The following is a 15,665-nucleotide window of genomic DNA, read 5'->3' as shown; positions in this document are numbered from 1 at the left end:
TTGCACATCGACAGAGGAGAGAGCCCATGACCATCGAACTCACCGTTACCGGCATGTCCTGCGGCGGTTGCGCTGCCAGCCTGCAAAAGGCCCTGCTGGCCCAGCCAGCAGTCCGCACCGCCACGGTCGACTTTGCCAGCCGCAAGGCCGTCATCGAGAGCGAGCTGAGCAAAGCCGAGTTGATCGCCCTGATCGAGGCGAGAGGCTTTCAGGTAGAGTGAATTATCACTTAATTGGTATAAATCAGACTAATATTCTGTTTACTTCTTTTTATTGGTGAGAATGATCACTTAAATCCCGTTTAAAAAGAATAAAAATGCTGCAATTCCCTCATCCAAAAGGATTGCAGCATGACCCTTCCCATTCGCAAGACCCTGATCGCCGCCGTACTCGGCCTGACCCTCTCCCCCATGGCCATGGCGGGCCATGGCGCTGCCCAGCGTGCACATTCTGGCCACCGGCGGCACCATCGCCGGGGCGGGCCAGTCCGCCACCCAGTCCAACTACGAGGCCGGCAAGGTGGCCATCGAGACGCTGATCGCCGCCGTGCCCGAGATGAAAAACGTGGCCGACGTGCAGGGTGAGCAGGTGGTCAAGATCGGCTCCCAGGATATGAACGACGAGGTGTGGCTCACGCTGGCCAAGCGGGTCAACGCGCTGCTGGCCAGGGATGACGTGGACGGTATCGTCATCACCCATGGCACCGACACCATGGAGGAGACCGCCTACTTCCTCAACCTGACCGTCAAGAGCGACAAGCCGGTGGTGCTGGTGGGCGCCATGCGCCCCTCCACCGCCATGAGCGCCGACGGCCCCATGAACCTCTACAACGCCGTGGTGACTGCCTCCGACCCCGCCTCAAAGGGGCGTGGCGTCATGGTGGCGATGAACGACACAGTGCTGGATGCCCGCGACGTCACCAAGACAAACACCACAGGAGTGCAGACCTTCGCTTCCCCCAACTTCGGCCCGCTCGGCTACATCCACAACGGCAAGATCGACTACCAGCGCAGCCCGGCCCGCCAGCACACCAGCAAGACCCCGTTCGACGTGAGCAAGCTCGACAAGTTGCCCCAGGTCGGCATCGTCTACAGCTACGCCAACGCCTCGGACCTGCCGGCCAAGGCCCTGGTGGATGCCAAGTTTGACGGCATCGTCAGTGCCGGGGTGGGCAACGGCAACCTCTACCACACCCTGTTCGACACCCTGGCCAAGGCGAGCAAGGACGGCATTCGCGTGGTGCGCTCCGCCCGCGTGCCGACCGGCTCCACCACCCTGGATGCGGAGATCGATGATGCCAAGTACGGCTTCGTCGCCGCCGAGACCCTGAACCCGCAGAAAGCACGGGTGCTGCTGATGCTCGCCCTGACCCAGAGCAAGGATCCGGCCCAGATCCAGCGCTGGTTCCAGCAGTTCTAAGACCTCGGATCGGTCTGATTGACACTACCCCGTGAGATGAAGGGCAGGATGGGATCCTGCCCTTTCTTGTTGCGCCAGAGGCAGAGGCCGGCCCTCAGCTCATCATCAGCCAGCCGCAGAAACCCAGGTAAATCAGCCCCACCAGGGCGAGCCTGCCCGCCGTCATCCGCTCCCGACTGAACCCCCACCACAGCAGCGTGACCGCCAGCAGAGTGACCAGGGAGGAGGCCATCATGGTGCTATCCAGCAGCCAAGGGGTGAACAGCAGGCAGAACGCCTTGGGAATGGTGCCCTGGATCATCATGGCCCCCGATATATTGGCCAGTGCCAGCCGGTGTTTGCCCTGCCGCACCCAGATGAGCACGTTCATCAGCTCGGGCATTTCGGTGGCCACCGGGCTCAGCAACAGGGCCGCCAGCACCGGAGAGAGGCCGAACAGCTCGCCCATGCTCTCCAGCTGATGGACGAACAGCTGAGCCGCCAGCGCCACCACACCGAGCGCCACCAGGGTTTGCAGCAGCACCTTGCCGAGCGCCGGGATCCTGGCGTGCGGATCCAGCTTGAGGGGGGAGGGCAATTCGGCATCGTGGCTGTCGGTCTGTTTCAGCTCACGTCGCACATAGAGGAGGTACATCAGCACGAACAGGGGGGCCAGCCAGGTTTTACCGGTGAAGGCCACCATGCCAAGCAGCACGGCCAACAGGAAGATGCCAGCAAACCAGGTCTGATCGCGGCCTATCTCCCGCTGCACCTCGCCATTGATGGCTCTGTGCTCCCGGCTCATGCACAGCAGCAGGGTCACGCCGACGGCAGCATAGCCTATGGTGGCCAGCACCAGCGGGCCGCCGAGGGCCGCACCTATGCCTATCTGCTGCTGGGCGGGGGCATCCCCCATCAGCAGGGCGGTCAGGGTGACGATGCATTCGGGCAGGGCCGTGCCGAGGGCGGCCAGCAGAGAACCGGTGGCGCTTTGGGACAGTTTGAAATGATGGCCGGTCCATTCGATGCCGTTGACGAAGTATTCACAGGCCAGATAGATGGTGACGGCAGAGATCAGAAATAACAGCAGGGTGATCAGCATGATGAGTAACCGCCAGGCGAGCAGAACAACCGATGGACCCGATACGGCTCGCCCGGCTGGCGTGCATATCGAGGCCAAAGGTCTTGCAGGACGATAGGTGCTATCGCCGCCCATGCCATGGATCTGTGGATCCAAGAGTGTTGACATGGGCCCTGCCCGGATTTCGGGCGGGTTGCTACTCCCCAGTGACAGTGCGGGCTTTTTACCAAGTGGCTCGGTGAGGCGCAAGGCCAACAGGGGATGATCCGCGCGACAAGTTGTAAAAGGATGTGACAACCCCTCGACTCTCCCGTCCGGGATCCTGATCTTTTTACGGGAATCCTTGTGCTGGCACAGCGATTGCTACGAGTTGGCTACTGTCCACATTGACTTGGGAAGGGTGAACGATGAAACGGTGGATCCAACATTTTTACCAGCTTAATCGCCTCAACTGGCTGATGGTCTGGCTGCTGCTTTGCTGCAGCATCATCCTGCTGTTTCCGGCCGGATTGATGAAAGGTGCCGTGAGCCAGTGGGCCACGGCTCATGCGGCCTGGCTTGGGGTCGGCATGTTGATCGCCATCTCCTATTTCTGCAGTCAGGGCTTCCTGATCGCCTGGGAGTGGGCCTGTGACGAGTGGCAGTCCCGCCGCCAGCAGGATCAACTGGCCCAGATGATTGGCTTCCTCGACTTCAACGAGAAGGCGGTGCTGCGGGAGTTCGTACTGCAACGGAAAAGCGTCATAAACCTGCCGATCACCGAACCCGCCGTCAAAAACCTGATGGATGCCGGCGTGCTCACCTACGCCTACGGCAAGCCGGCGCGAGAGAAGGAAGACGAGAACCAGATCCGCGCCCTGATGATCGCCCTGCCGGCTCGCCCTCTGCTGACCTACAAGGTTCTGGGACTGTCGCGGGGCAAGATGAGCGACGAGCAGGTGGAGCAGATCATGAACGCCAGACCCAAGTTCGCGCAGAAGAGCCTCCAGCGCTGACCTTTCCCCATCCCCATAAAAGAAAAGAGCCGGACATCTGTTCCGGCTCTTTGCTGTCTGGCGTTGCTTATTCGGTTCTGGCCTTGAGGTAGCCGGCGTAGTCGGGCACCTGGACGCTGAATGCCTGCTGCATGTGCGGGCTGTCCATGATGAAGTCCGCCGTCGCCTCGTTGGTGGCGACCGGGATGTTCCAGACGGCCGCGAGGCGCAGCAGGGCCTTGACGTCAGGATCGTGGGCGGCGGGATTGAGGGGATCCCAGAAGAAGATCATCACGTCTATCTTCCCTTCGGCGATGAGGGCGCCGAGCTGCTGATCCCCTCCCATGGGGCCGGAGAAGAGGCAGGTAATGGGCAGCTGCGCCTTCTTGCCGAGCAGGGTGCCCGTGGTGCCGGTCGCATAGAGATGGTGGAGCTTGAGCTCCTCCTTGCGGCGCAGCACCCAGTTCAGCAGAGGGGCTTTCATGTTGTCGTGAGCCACCAGGGCAACCCGTTTGTGGGGCGCCATCTCGCGTGCAATCAGTTCCATGGAGGTCATCCGTAGCAAAATGATGGGAATGGGGTCGTATCCTAATCGAAAGCGGCGCCTGCCGCTGCCCCATGCATCGTAACTGTGATCCCGGAGGCGGTTCAATCCGGCGCCTGCCATCCTGACAGCCTCTGGCCTGCCTTGTCAGCAACCAGGTTGGCTACCGTATCGTTGGGCAAGATCTCTGCCGCTGGTGCCATGAAAAAACCCGCCTGGGCGGGTTGGGATTGTCTCTTGATGTCATCGCGATTCAGGATGACTCGGCATGGAGCTGGGATTGCTGGTAGTTTTCCAGACCGATACGGGCGATGAGATCGAGCTGGGTTTCCAGCCAGTCCACATGCTCCTCTTCATCTTCCAGGATCTCCTGGAACAGGTCGCGGCTGACGTAGTCCTGCACGGACTCGGCATAGGTGATGGCGACTTTCAGGTCGGGGATGGCGTCCATCTCCAGAGACAAGTCACAGCGCAGCATCTCTTCCACCGTCTCACCGATGCGCAGCTTGCCCAGATCCTGCAAGTTGGGCAGCCCTTCCAGAAACAGCACCCGCTTGACCAGCTCGTCGGCATGTTTCATCTCATCGATGGATTCGTGATACTCCTTGTGCCCCAGCCCCTTGAGGCCCCAGTCATCATAGATGCGGGCATGCAGGAAGTATTGGTTGATGGCAACCAGCTCATTGGCCAGCACCTTGTTGAGGTGGGCAATGATTTTGGGATCTCCTTTCATCGACATTACTCCTCGTTTTCGAGCCTAGGCAACGATCACTAGAGCTTAGTCCAGAAACATGACCATAACGTGATGGGGGAAAGTCGTCCCCTGGAGGGCAGAAGGAGAGATGAAGATGAGAAGTCGGCGGTTTTACGCCACTTCGTAATAGAGCGGTGCCTGCTCTGACTCCATCTTGTCGATTTCGGTAGCGATGATCTCCATCGCCATGCGCACACATTTACCACATTGGGCACCGACTTCCAGCGACTGTTTCAACTGTCGGAATTCAGTCTTGCCTGCCTGTACCGCCTTGCGGATCTGGTTATCTGTGATGCCGCGGCACAAACACACGTACATAATCTGGACCTCATGCTGGAATGAGATGAAATCTAAATGAGAATAGTTCGTAGTGCAAAGAACGAATGGTAATAAGATCCCGTGCTTGCCAGTGATTCCACCCTTGGGGAGAATGCCTTTATAAGAGAGGATGCGAACATGTTCAAAAAACTATTCAATGCCCTGTTCAAGGGAGAGATCGCCCAGAGCCCCGAGGTTGAGCCCATCGAATACATGGGCTATCTCATCTATCCCGAGCCCATGGCGGAAGGGGGGCAATACAGGCTGGCAGGTCGCATCACCAGGGAGATCGACGGGCAGTTACAGACCCATCGCTTCATCCGCTCCGATCTCTTTGCCAACCCGGCGGATGCCGAGCGCTTCATGGTGCAAAAGGCCCATACCTTCATCGACCAGATGGGGGAGCGCATGTTTGAACCCCGTGTGAAGCCAGACGCCAGCCCAGCTCCATGATGTCAGCCTTGCGCCACGCTATCGCTCATGCCGGCGAGCGGCGTCTGATCTGGCTGGAAGGGGAGCAGGATGACTGCATCGTTCGTGCCGAATCCTTGCTGTGGGGGGCGGTGTTCTGGCTGGGGCAGGGTCCTGAGCGTCATGCTCCGCAGCCTGCCGCCAAGGCGCTTCAACGGCTCGGTCAGGAGTGCGACACCCTGGTATTCAATGCCTTCAGCGGTTTTCACCCCGATGCATTCGGTGCCTTGGCGGGGACATTGAGGGCTGGGGGGCTCTTGCTTCTGCTGACCCCGCCGCGGGAGGCATGGCCGACCTACCCAGACCCTGATCGTCAGAGGCTGGTCGCCCAGCCAGAGGAGGTCGATCGTGCCGGGCAGGGGTTCATCTCCCGTCTGGTACGGTTGCTGGAAGAAGATCCGGCGCGAGATCTGACGCCTGCCTCTTGTGATATTACCTGGCAGCCTCTCGACGGAGACCGGCCGCTGAGCGCGGATCAGGCCCGTGCGCTGCCCGCCATCCACAACGTGTTGCACGGCCATCGCCGCCGCCCCCTGGTGCTGAGTGCCGATCGCGGTCGTGGCAAGAGCGCCGTGCTGGGGCTGGCGAGCGCCGACTTGCTGAGTCGGGATCCGGCCTTGACGATAGCGGTGACGGCCCCTTCCCACGCTACAGTGGCGACACTTTTTGCCCATGCAGAGCGCGCGCTGGCAGAGATGCCTGAGCGGCTGGCCGGTCTGAGCTATGTGTCCCCTGATCGGGTGGCTCAAGGAGACGTGCTGGCGGATCTGCTGCTGGTAGATGAAGCCGCCGCCATCCCGACCCCACTGCTGGAGGCCATGCTGGCCCGCCACAGTCGTATTGTCTTCGCTACAACGGAGCACGGCTATGAGGGGACGGGGCGCGGCTTTCATCTGCGCTTCAAGCGGATACTCGATGAGCAAACCCCGGATTGGCAGGAGCTGCGCCTGGTGGAGCCCATTCGCTGGAGCCTGAGCGATCCGCTGGAGCCTCTGATCTTCCGGCTCCTTGGTCTGAATGCTGACATATCGGCACCTCATCCCCCGACATCACCGACCTGGCGCCTGGTCGGACAAGATGAGCTGGCCCGTGATGACGCGCTGCTCAATCGGGTGTTCGGCCTGCTCGTGCTGGCTCACTACCAGACCAGCCCCAGTGATCTGCGGTATTTGCTGGAGGGGCCGGATCTCGACATTCATCTGATGGAGCAGGGACAGGAGTTGCTCGGGGTGGCGCTGGTCGCGCGGGAGGGCAATATACCCCCTGATCTGGCACATGCGATCTGGGCCGGACGAAGGCGCCCTCGTGGACATCTGCTGCCCCAGTCGCTGCTGGCCCACGCCGGTTTCGTGACGGCGGGGGAGCGCTCTTATGCCAGGGTGATGCGCATCGCCATCCATCCTGCCCTTCATCGTCTCGGGCTGGGGTCCCGGTTGCTGGACAAGCTGGTATCACATTACCGGGCATTAGGGGTCGATTATCTGGGTTCTGCCTTCTCCGCCAGCCCAGATCTGCTGCCATTCTGGCTCAAGGCGGGATTGAAGGTGCTGCGTTTGGGTCTGCAGCGCGATGCGGCCAGCGGCAGTCATGCAGCTTTGCTGCTGATGCCGCTGCAATCGGAATATCACGCCGAGCTGGCGCAATGGCGACAGCGTTTCATGAGCCAGTTGCCGGCCCTGCTGGCGGGTGAACTCAAGAGGCTGGATACCGAACTGGTCTGGCTATCCCTCAGAGGCGGACCTGTCACTCATGTGCCGGATCTGGATGAATTCGAGCATCGGGAACTCGATTGCTTTGCCCACCATCACAAGCCATTCGAATTGTGCCAGGGGACACTGCAACGCTGGCTGCTCCGGCAAGTGATGATGCTGGATGCGTTGAGTCAGGATGAACGACGGTTGCTGATCGCCACCATCTGGCAATATGCGTCCTGGTCCGAGCTGGCTGCCCGACAGGGTGTCGCGGGCAAACCCGCCCTGATAAAAGCATTGCGCTCCCTGCTGGCCAGACTGCTGGCTCAGCAAGCACCAGCGGGCTGACACCCGCCTCTGGCACGGCAGAAAACCGCGGAGCCCGGGAGGAACCCATGGCCCCTCCCGGGTTCTGCACATCGATTCGACTCACCATGGCTAAAGCTCTCCCCGTTCAAGACGTGGCCACCCCGGGACCCGTTTCTCCCTCTTCCCTGCTCGCGTTTTGCCTATTGCCACTGCTCTGATGAGCCTGGTCAGGGCTGTCTGCATTTTGGTTTTTTCTGAATATGGACTAATACTTGAATGTGAAATGAATTTTAATAAATGCATTATTTTCAGATGGTTAGCTTTTGGTGTATGGAATGCAGGCCATCTTCTCCAACGTGCACAGGGAGTGCAATGTGAGAAACGATGCAGCTCAGGCAGGTGCCTGAATGATGATGTGGTTCATCAGCAGCAGCGCCTTTGCCAATGAGATCCGGTTCAACATGACGCGCGGGGCGACCGCCATCAGCCAGCAGGTCTATGACCTGCACATGACGATTTTCTATATCTGTTGCGTCATCGGTCTGCTCGTCTTCGGCATCATGTTCTGGTCCATCGTGCACCATCGAAAATCGCGCGGTGCCAAAGCCGCCCAGTTTCACGAAAGCACCCGCATCGAGTTGCTGTGGACGGCCATCCCCGTGTTGATACTGATCGCGATGGCGGCACCGGCAACCTCGACCCTGTTGAAGATGGAGGATACCTCCAAGGCCGATCTCACCGTCCTCGTCACGGGCTCGCAATGGAAATGGCATTACAAATACCTCGAGTATCCGGTGGCGTTTTATTCCCTGCTGGCGACCAGCAAACAGCAGATCTCCGGTGATGCCCCCAAGGGCGGCCATTATCTGCTGGAGGTGGATAACCCTCTGGTGTTGCCGGTCGGCAAGAAGATCCGTTTCCTGATGACCTCGGACGATGTCATCCACTCCTGGTGGGTTCCCGCCTTCGCCGTGAAAAAAGATGCCAATCCTGGCTACATCAACGAATCCTGGACGCGGATCGACAAGCCGGGCACCTATCGTGGGCAGTGCGCCGAGCTGTGCGGAAAGGATCACGGTTTCATGCCCGTGGTTGTGGTGGCCAAATCCGCAGAGGAGTTCGAGGCGTGGATTGCCAGGAAGGGAGACGAGCAGGCAACCGCCAAGGCACAGCAACAGGCGCTGGCAGCGGAGACCATGACGTTGCCACAAGCCATGGCGCTGGGGGAGAAAGTCTATCTGGGGCACTGTGCGGCCTGTCATCAGCCCGCGGGTACCGGATTGCCCGGCATCTTCCCGGCGCTCAATGGCAGCAAGGTGACCACACAGGCGGAGCATCGTGCCCAGCATCTGGATACGGTGTTGCACGGCCGGAGTGGTACGGCGATGCAACCTTTTGGCAAACAGTTGACGGCACAGGAACTCGCCGCCGTCATTACCTATGAACGCAATGCCTGGGATAACAAGACCGGCGACCTTGTGCAGCCAGCCGAGGTGCAGTCCCTTCTCAACCCGGCCAATTCGGACAAGGACAAGTGAGGCGTCGGCATGAGTGATGGAATCACGGATACCTTGCACAGCGAGCACGCCCACCAGCCGGCGGCCGGTCTGAGGCGCTGGCTCTACACCACCAATCACAAGGACATCGGTACCCTCTATCTGTGCTTTGCCCTCACCATGTTCTTTACCGGTGGTGCCATGGCCATGGTGATCCGGGCAGAACTGTTCCAGCCCGGACTGCAACTGGTGGAACCCCTGTTTTTCAACCAGATGACCACGGTACATGGCCTCATCATGGTCTTTGGTGCCGTCATGCCCGCCTTCACCGGCCTCGCCAACTGGCTGATCCCCATCATGATTGGAGCCCCTGACATGGCGCTGCCCCGCATGAACAACTGGAGCTTCTGGATCCTGCCGTTTGCTTTCCTCATCCTCCTGTCGAGCCTGTTTATGGAGGGAGGCGGCCCCAGTTCTGGCTGGACCTTCTATGCCCCCCTGTCCACCCAGTACAGCGGCAACAGCACGGCCCTGTTTGTCTTTGCCATTCACATCATGGGGATCTCCTCCATCATGGGGGCCATCAACGTCATCGTGACCATCTTCAACCTGCGGGCGCCGGGCATGGGCTGGATGCAGATGCCGCTGTTTGTCTGGACCTGGCTCATCACGGCGTTTCTGCTCATCGCTGTCATGCCGGTGCTGGCGGCTGCGGTGACCATGGTGCTGACGGACAAGTATTTCGGGACCAGTTTCTTCGATGCGGCCGGTGGGGGGATCCTGTCCTGTTTCAGCACATTTTCTGGTTCTTCGGGCACCCGGAAGTCTACATCATGATATTGCCGGCTTTCGGCATCGTCTCCAGCATCATTCCGACCTTCTCCCGCAAGAAGCTGTTCGGTTATCGCTCCATGGTCTATGCCACCAGCAGCATCGCCTTGCTCTCCTTCATGGTCTGGGCTCACCACATGTTCACCACCGGATTGCCCGTGGTGGCGGAGCTGTTCTTCATGTACACCACCATGCTGATCGCTGTGCCGACAGGGGTAAAGGTATTCAACTGGCTTGCCACCATGTGGCGTGGTTCTCTGACATTCGAGACCCCCATGCTGTTTGCCATCGCCTTCATCACTCTGTTCACCATTGGCGGTTTCTCCGGGCTGATGCTGGCCATGACGCCGGCTGATTTTCAGTATCACGACACCTATTTCGTAGTGGCCCATTTCCACTATGTGCTGGTGACCGGTGCCGTCTTCTCGATCCTGGCTGCGGCCTACTACTGGTTGCCGAAATGGACGGGGCACATGTATGACGAGCGGCTCGGCCAATGGCATTTCTGGTGTTCGCTCGTCTCGGTCAATGTGCTGTTTTTCCCCATGCATTTTGTCGGGCTGGCGGGCATGCCTCGCCGCATTCCCGATTACGCCCTGCAATTTGCCGACTTCAACATGCTGATCAGCCTGGGGGGCTTTGCCTTCGGCCTGTCCCAACTGCTGTTTGTCTGGGGCGTGGTCAAATGCATCAGAGGCGGAGCCAAGGCGAGCGATCGGGTATGGGAGGGGGCCGAGGGGCTGGAATGGACGCTCTCTTCTCCCCCTCCCTATCACAGTTTCCAGACTCCGCCGGATATCCGGTCGGAAGAGCGTTAGGGAGGTCATATGACCCAGGTCAGTCATGCCCCCTTGCTCAGAAAACTGGCTCTGGTCGTGCTCGTCATGTTTGGTTTTGCCTTTGCGCTGGTGCCGCTTTATGACGTCTTCTGCCGGATCACCGGCCTCAATGGCAAGACGTCTGATCAAGCGGCCAGTACGGAGCGGGCGGTGATCGACAGCAGGCGGAGCATCCAGATCGAGTTTCTTGCTCATGCGGATACCCGGATGCCGTGGGAGTTCAGCGGTGAGACGGCTCGGCTATCGGTGCGGCCGGGGGAGGTGAAGATGGTCAACTTTCGGGTGTTCAATCCCACGGAGCGGTATATGGTGGGTCAGGCGGTCCCGTCGGTCTCTCCCGGTCCCGCCGCAGCCTATCTGAAGAAAGTGGAGTGTTTCTGTTTCAATCGCCAGGAGCTGAGGGCAGGACAGAGCAAGCTGATGCCGCTCAAGTTCTATATCGATCCGGCACTACCGGACAGCATCAATACCATCACGCTTTCCTACTCGCTCTATGACATCACGGAGTCCGTACCTGCACCGGCACTCGCACAGAGGAAATGACCATGGCCAAGGTGAACCAGACCTATTATGTCCCGGACCAGAGTCGCTGGCCCATCATTGGTGCCATTGCACTGTTTTTCCTGGCGTTGGGGGCGGGGCATCTGGTCAATGAAGTGGCGAGTGGGCAGACCGGTTTCGGCCGGTATCTGATGATGGCCGGTGTCGCGCTGCTGGCATTCATGTTGTTTGGCTGGTTCCGTCACATCATCCGGGAGTCTATGACCGGGCTCTACAGCGCCCAGATGGACAGATCCTTCAGGCAGGGCATGGTCTGGTTCATCTTCTCCGAAGTGATGTTCTTTCTGGCTTTTTTCGGAGTGCTGTTCTATGCCCGCCAGCTTGCGGTGCCCTGGCTGGATGGTGCGGGCCACAGGGTGATGACGGGCCAGCTGCTGTGGCCGGATTTCACCGCTCACTGGCCCCTGCTCAAGACGCCCGGCGGGGCCACGACCCAGGCCATGCCCTGGCAGGGGATCCCCCTCATCAATACCTTGATCCTGCTTGGCTCCTCCGTGACCCTGCTGTTTGCACACATGAGTCTGGAAAACGGCAGACGCATGCGGCTCAAGGGGATGTTGCTGGCCACCGTGGTGCTCGGGCTGACATTCCTGTGGTTTCAAGGCTATGAGTATCTGCATGCCTATAGGGATCTCGGGCTGCGGCTGGATTCCGGCATCTATGGCAATACCTTCTTCATTCTGACCGGGTTCCACGGACTGCACGTGCTGCTGGGCACCCTTTTCCTGACCATCATCTGGCTGCGAATCATGTTGAGGGATCATTTCACCCCACAGCGTCATTTCGCTTTCCAGGCTGCGGCCTGGTACTGGCACTTCGTCGATGTGGTCTGGCTCTGTCTGTTCGTCTTTGTCTACCTGCTTTGATGCCGTGCTCAGTAGGGGCGCGGGTTGGGCTCCAGCCAGCCCATCGCGAGAGAGAGCAGCAGTATGATGACCACCAGCAGGGAGAAGAAGACGCGCCGGCCCAGAGGTACCGACATCTTTTGCGTATTGCCTGCACTGAGCATCAGCCAGAGGGCGTGAAACAGCTGGCCGATGATGAGCAGCAGCATGAGTACCAGAACGACCTTGATCAACATCTTGGGATCCTCCTCGATATGCGCGATTCGGCTGCACGAGACAAGCGACGACCATGGCATCACAGACGCTGGTTCGTCTTGTTGTTCACTCTGGTTGTGACGGCCGGTTTGTGCAAGCTGGCGTTCTGGCAGTGGCAGCGCGGAATGGAAAAAACGGCCTGGCTGGCGCAGATGGCAAAGATGCAGCAGGCCGGGCCAAGGACATTGGCCCAGATCGACTGGCAACACCCGGAGTCACTGGATGGCCAGCCTCTGCAAGGGAAAGCCGAGTGGGTCAGCCCTTATGTCTGGTTGCTGGACAACCAGATCGTCAACGGGGAGGTTGGCTATGACGTGCTCATCCCGGTACGCGCAGAGGGGGGACCCTCACTGTTGCTGGTCAACCTGGGATGGGTGCCCGCACCATCCGACAGGTCGCAATTACCCAATCCCGCCATCCCCGCCGCAATGACCCTTGAAGGTGTGCTGCGCATGGCTCCCGGCGGCTTCCTGCTGGGACAGAACATAGAACCAGGCCCCTACCCGAACCGGCTGCAATCCATCAGGGTCGAGATCCTGCGACAGGCAATCGGAGCCCCGCTTGCAGACGCCGTGTTGTATCAAAGACGAACCCCATTCCTCTATCACTACCAGCACAATGTCATGCCTCCTGAAAAACACCGGGCCTATGCGGTGCAATGGCTCGGCTTGGCGCTGGTGGTTCTGTCAGGGGGGTCATGCTGACAAGGAGGTGCTCCCCATGAGCGGATGGCAACGCTGGAGGGTGCCAGCGCTCTTTGCTGCGGTGATCCTGCTGCCTGTGGTGCTGGCGGCTCTGACTCTTCACCAGGGCTGGTATGAACCCGGCACGCGCAGCAAGGGGCACTGGCTGCACCAGGAGATCTACCTGTTGCAACCGCTTCCTGCCCATCAGCACCAATGGCGACTGGTCTATCTGGTGGCCCCTCGCTGCGAGGGGCAATGCCGGCAGGTCCCTGTGCTGATGGCGCGCATCCAGGCTGCACTTGGCCGCAACCTGGACAAGCTGGAGCTGGTCCAGTTGACGCCACCTCACGAGGCAAACAGTGAAATGAGGGAGGGGGATATACTGCTGGTGGACGACCGCGGGCTGGCCATCTTGCGTTACGAGGTACCCGGCAGCACGACGACCTGGCCGTTGCTTGGCAAGGCGGTACTGTCGGATCTGCAGCAACTGCTCAAGTATCAGCGTGGGGTGCAGTGACGATGCAGCCGGCATGGAACTCGCATCTTCTGGCTACTGCACGGTCAGCGAGGCGGCATATGAAGATGCACAAGAGGCTGGCCTCCGCGGCCATTGTGCTGGCAGTTCTTGTCATCGCGCTCGGTGCTTATACCCGGTTGACGGATGCCGGGTTGGCTTGCCCCGATTGGCCTGGTTGCTATGGTTCCCTGGCCATTCCCCGCGCCGAGCATGCGGAACTGGCGGCACAGCGCTATCCGGCCAGCCCGCTTGTTCCTCACAAGGCGCGCAGCGAGATGGTGCATCGCTACTTCGCCGGGGTGCTGGGAGGCGTGATTGTGCTCCTGTCCGGCTTGGGCTGGCGTACAGGCGGCCGACTGCGCCACCTCTCGCTCATCTTGCTGGTGCTGGTTGCGGATCAGGCGGCACTGGGTATGTGGACGGTGACCCTGGCCTTGCATCCCCTGGTGGTGACCACTCATCTGCTGGGCGGCTTCGCCATCCTGACCTTGCTTTGGCTCTATCGGGCCGAATTGGCAGGTTTCCCTTCACCCCCGCCCGTACACCAGGGCGTTTCCTGGCTTGGCAGCATGGCCTGTGGCGTGTTGCTGCTGCAGATCGCGCTGGGGGGCTGGACGTCGGCGAACTATGCGGCCATGGCATGTGTGGAGTTTCCCTTGTGCCAGGGCAACTGGCAGGCAGAGCTGAATTGGGCGCAAGCCTTTCATCTCCCTCTGGGGCACGCCAGCTATGAGTTCGGCGTGCTGGGCAAGGAGGCGCGCCAGACCATTCACATCGCCCATCGCCTGGGAGCGCTGACCACGGCCTTGCTGGTGGGAGCTTTCGCCCTCGCGCTGCTCTGCCAGCGGACCCCCCTGAGAGGGTTTGGCTGGCTGTTGCTGGGTCTGCTGACCGTGCAGATTGCCTTGGGATTGGCGAACGTCCATCTGGCCCTGCCGCTGGCCAACGCCCTTGCACACAATCTGGTGGCCGCCCACCTGCTGGCCTGTTGTGTGCTGGCGCGCGGGAGCCTCTCTTTGCATCATCACGACCCCTTGCCATCCCCTGGGATGGTCAGGAGCCGGACATGAATGGGAGAGGGCGGGCACAGCGCTTTGCCCTCCGCCGGGTGCGCGATTATTGTCAGTTGACCAAACCAAAGGTGGTCGCCCTGCTGCTCCTGACCGCCTGGGTGGGCATGCTGCTGGCCGAGCCGACACGCGCCTCTCTGGACGAGATGATACTGGGCCTGGCGGGGATTGGACTGCTCGCTGCCGGGGCGGCGGCCATGAACCATTCTCTGGATAGCGGCATCGATGCCCGGATGCGCAGAACGCGCTGGCGCCCGGTCGCCATGGGACGGATCACGCCGGGGCAGGCGATGAGTTTCGCGATCTGTCTGGCACTGTCGGGGTTTGTTCTGCTCCATTGGGGCGTAAATCCCCTGACTGCCTGGCTAACCCTGGCCAGCCTGTTCGGCTATGCGGTCGTCTATACCCTGCTGCTGAAGCGGGCCACGCCGCAGAATATCGTCATCGGCGGATTGGCGGGAGCCATGCCACCGCTCTTGGGCTGGACCAGCATCACGGGACAGCTTTCGGCCGAGCCCTGGCTGCTGGTGATGATCATTTTTACCTGGACGCCGCCCCATTTCTGGTCTTTGGCCATCCACCGGCGCGATGACTATGCCGGTGCCGACATTCCCATGCTGCCGGTCACCCACGGCACCGATTTCACCAAGACCGCCATCCTGCTCTATCTGCTGATCCTGACGCTCGTCTGTCTGCTGCCCTATCTGATCGGCATGTCGGGGCTTGTCTACCTGGTCGGCAGCCTTGGGTTGAACCTCGGATTCTGCTGGCATGGTTGGCTGTTGAAGTACGGGGATCGGCCCGGCCAAGCGATACGCACCTTCCGTTTCTCCATCTATCACCTGATGCTGCTGTTTGGTCTGCTTATTCTGGATCACCACTGGCTGTGGCGGTTGTCATGATGTTGATGCGGGTCGCGGTCGGGTGAACGGTGACGCTGCGTTGGTGCACTGCAGGGATGCACAGACCTGATGCAAAACAAGATGGCCCCTTGGGGCCATCTTGTTTTCAGGGGGACGGAGTGG

General features: G+C 60.2%; 16 protein-coding genes, 2 pseudogenes and 1 riboswitch. Of the genes and pseudogenes, 13 read left to right on the top strand and 5 right to left on the bottom strand.

The window, feature by feature from the left end; translation table 11 throughout:
* The first annotated feature begins 26 nt into the window (after positions 1–26).
* Together C2U47_RS06690 and ansB are read left to right on the top strand one after the other, a co-directional pair.
* Positions 27–221 carry a heavy-metal-associated domain-containing protein gene (locus tag C2U47_RS06690; RefSeq protein ID WP_045522127.1) on the top strand — a complete coding sequence of 65 codons (195 nt, stop codon included), beginning with the start codon at positions 27–29 and terminating at the stop codon, positions 219–221.
* Between the two features lie 129 nt (positions 222–350).
* Positions 351–1,419 (top strand): annotated as a pseudogene (gene ansB / locus C2U47_RS06685) (L-asparaginase 2).
* A 94-nt stretch (positions 1,420–1,513) separates the two neighbouring features.
* On the opposite strand, the gene C2U47_RS06680 reads toward ansB, so the two are convergent.
* Positions 1,514–2,500 (bottom strand): sodium:calcium antiporter, encoded by a 987-nt coding sequence (locus tag C2U47_RS06680; protein ID WP_267893306.1) that lies wholly within the window; start codon positions 2,498–2,500, stop codon positions 1,514–1,516.
* Between the two features lie 88 nt (positions 2,501–2,588).
* Positions 2,589–2,696, bottom strand: a riboswitch (yybP-ykoY riboswitch).
* Between the two features lie 190 nt (positions 2,697–2,886).
* Between C2U47_RS06680 and C2U47_RS06675 the strand changes: the two genes are divergently transcribed.
* Positions 2,887–3,474, top strand: coding sequence for a superinfection exclusion B family protein (locus C2U47_RS06675; protein WP_041213974.1), 588 nt, complete (start codon positions 2,887–2,889; stop codon positions 3,472–3,474).
* A 67-nt stretch (positions 3,475–3,541) separates the two neighbouring features.
* On the opposite strand, the gene C2U47_RS06670 is transcribed toward C2U47_RS06675, so the two are convergent.
* The 3 genes from C2U47_RS06670 to C2U47_RS06660 form a co-directional block, all read right to left on the bottom strand.
* Complete coding sequence (locus C2U47_RS06670) at positions 3,542–4,000, bottom strand: methylglyoxal synthase (RefSeq protein WP_041211864.1); 459 nt, start codon at positions 3,998–4,000, stop codon at positions 3,542–3,544.
* A 250-nt stretch (positions 4,001–4,250) separates the two neighbouring features.
* Positions 4,251–4,730, bottom strand: coding sequence for a bacterioferritin (gene bfr / locus C2U47_RS06665; protein ID WP_010675778.1), 480 nt, complete (start codon positions 4,728–4,730; stop codon positions 4,251–4,253).
* A 132-nt stretch (positions 4,731–4,862) separates the two neighbouring features.
* On the bottom strand, positions 4,863–5,069 hold the full coding sequence (locus C2U47_RS06660) for a bacterioferritin-associated ferredoxin (protein ID WP_010675777.1): 207 nt from the start codon (positions 5,067–5,069) through the stop codon (positions 4,863–4,865).
* A gap of 138 nt (positions 5,070–5,207) precedes the next feature.
* Here C2U47_RS06660 and C2U47_RS06655 point away from each other — a divergent pair, with 138 nt between their 5' ends.
* From C2U47_RS06655 to C2U47_RS06630, 6 genes and pseudogenes are all read left to right on the top strand, one after another.
* Entirely contained in the window at positions 5,208–5,522 is a 315-nt protein-coding gene (locus C2U47_RS06655; RefSeq protein ID WP_041211748.1) for an HlyU family transcriptional regulator, read from the top strand.
* Positions 5,522–7,579: a tRNA(Met) cytidine acetyltransferase TmcA gene (locus tag C2U47_RS06650; protein WP_373870751.1), complete on the top strand. Its 2,058-nt coding sequence runs from the start codon at positions 5,522–5,524 to the stop codon at positions 7,577–7,579. Before C2U47_RS06655 ends, C2U47_RS06650 begins: the two co-directional genes overlap by 1 nt.
* A gap of 368 nt (positions 7,580–7,947) precedes the next feature.
* Positions 7,948–9,078 carry a cytochrome c oxidase subunit II gene (gene coxB, locus C2U47_RS06645; RefSeq protein ID WP_223924210.1) on the top strand — a complete coding sequence of 377 codons (1,131 nt, stop codon included), beginning with the start codon at positions 7,948–7,950 and terminating at the stop codon, positions 9,076–9,078.
* A 9-nt stretch (positions 9,079–9,087) separates the two neighbouring features.
* Positions 9,088–10,685 (top strand): annotated as a pseudogene (gene ctaD / locus C2U47_RS23730) (cytochrome c oxidase subunit I).
* A 9-nt stretch (positions 10,686–10,694) separates the two neighbouring features.
* Positions 10,695–11,249, top strand: coding sequence for a cytochrome c oxidase assembly protein (locus C2U47_RS06635; protein WP_103261531.1), 555 nt, complete (start codon positions 10,695–10,697; stop codon positions 11,247–11,249).
* A gap of 2 nt (positions 11,250–11,251) precedes the next feature.
* Positions 11,252–12,133, top strand: coding sequence for a cytochrome c oxidase subunit 3 (locus C2U47_RS06630; protein ID WP_042864889.1), 882 nt, complete (start codon positions 11,252–11,254; stop codon positions 12,131–12,133).
* Positions 12,134–12,141: 8 nt separating this feature from the next.
* Here the strand turns inward: C2U47_RS06630 and C2U47_RS06625 are convergent, their stop codons facing one another.
* Positions 12,142–12,348 (bottom strand): DUF2909 family protein, encoded by a 207-nt coding sequence (locus C2U47_RS06625; protein ID WP_039039709.1) that lies wholly within the window; start codon positions 12,346–12,348, stop codon positions 12,142–12,144.
* 81 nt (positions 12,349–12,429) lie between these two features.
* Here C2U47_RS06625 and C2U47_RS06620 point away from each other — a divergent pair, with 81 nt between their 5' ends.
* The 4 genes from C2U47_RS06620 to cyoE are packed head-to-tail and all read left to right on the top strand — an operon-like array spanning position 12,430 to position 15,542.
* Positions 12,430–13,071: an SURF1 family protein gene (locus tag C2U47_RS06620; protein ID WP_233735867.1), complete on the top strand. Its 642-nt coding sequence runs from the start codon at positions 12,430–12,432 to the stop codon at positions 13,069–13,071.
* Positions 13,072–13,087: 16 nt separating this feature from the next.
* Entirely contained in the window at positions 13,088–13,570 is a 483-nt protein-coding gene (locus C2U47_RS06615) for a hypothetical protein (protein WP_103261530.1), read from the top strand.
* Between the two features lie 59 nt (positions 13,571–13,629).
* Complete coding sequence (locus C2U47_RS06610) at positions 13,630–14,640, top strand: COX15/CtaA family protein (protein WP_103261529.1); 1,011 nt, start codon at positions 13,630–13,632, stop codon at positions 14,638–14,640.
* Entirely contained in the window at positions 14,637–15,542 is a 906-nt protein-coding gene (gene cyoE, locus C2U47_RS06605; protein ID WP_103261528.1) for a heme o synthase, read from the top strand. The genes C2U47_RS06610 and cyoE overlap by 4 nt, the downstream gene beginning before the upstream one ends.
* Positions 15,543–15,665 lie beyond the last annotated feature (123 nt).

The sequence above is a fragment of the Aeromonas sp. ASNIH7 genome, assembly GCF_002903485.1.
Taxonomy (GTDB): domain Bacteria; phylum Pseudomonadota; class Gammaproteobacteria; order Enterobacterales; family Aeromonadaceae; genus Aeromonas; species Aeromonas caviae.
This window is presented reverse-complemented; position numbering and strand designations above follow the sequence as displayed.

Coding starts and splice junctions, on each gene's coding strand:
- C2U47_RS06690 (WP_045522127.1), top strand. CDS start 27: ATGACCATCGAACTCACCGTTACCGGCATGTCCTGCGGCGGTTGCGCT.
- C2U47_RS06680 (WP_267893306.1), bottom strand. CDS start 2,500: ATGCTGATCACCCTGCTGTTATTTCTGATCTCTGCCGTCACCATCTAT.
- C2U47_RS06675 (WP_041213974.1), top strand. CDS start 2,887: ATGAAACGGTGGATCCAACATTTTTACCAGCTTAATCGCCTCAACTGG.
- C2U47_RS06670 (WP_041211864.1), bottom strand. CDS start 4,000: ATGGAACTGATTGCACGCGAGATGGCGCCCCACAAACGGGTTGCCCTG.
- bfr (WP_010675778.1), bottom strand. CDS start 4,730: ATGAAAGGAGATCCCAAAATCATTGCCCACCTCAACAAGGTGCTGGCC.
- C2U47_RS06660 (WP_010675777.1), bottom strand. CDS start 5,069: ATGTACGTGTGTTTGTGCCGCGGCATCACAGATAACCAGATCCGCAAG.
- C2U47_RS06655 (WP_041211748.1), top strand. CDS start 5,208: ATGTTCAAAAAACTATTCAATGCCCTGTTCAAGGGAGAGATCGCCCAG.
- C2U47_RS06650 (WP_373870751.1), top strand. CDS start 5,522: ATGTCAGCCTTGCGCCACGCTATCGCTCATGCCGGCGAGCGGCGTCTG.
- coxB (WP_223924210.1), top strand. CDS start 7,948: ATGATGATGTGGTTCATCAGCAGCAGCGCCTTTGCCAATGAGATCCGG.
- C2U47_RS06635 (WP_103261531.1), top strand. CDS start 10,695: ATGACCCAGGTCAGTCATGCCCCCTTGCTCAGAAAACTGGCTCTGGTC.
- C2U47_RS06630 (WP_042864889.1), top strand. CDS start 11,252: ATGGCCAAGGTGAACCAGACCTATTATGTCCCGGACCAGAGTCGCTGG.
- C2U47_RS06625 (WP_039039709.1), bottom strand. CDS start 12,348: ATGTTGATCAAGGTCGTTCTGGTACTCATGCTGCTGCTCATCATCGGC.
- C2U47_RS06615 (WP_103261530.1), top strand. CDS start 13,088: ATGAGCGGATGGCAACGCTGGAGGGTGCCAGCGCTCTTTGCTGCGGTG.
- C2U47_RS06610 (WP_103261529.1), top strand. CDS start 13,630: ATGAAGATGCACAAGAGGCTGGCCTCCGCGGCCATTGTGCTGGCAGTT.
- cyoE (WP_103261528.1), top strand. CDS start 14,637: ATGAATGGGAGAGGGCGGGCACAGCGCTTTGCCCTCCGCCGGGTGCGC.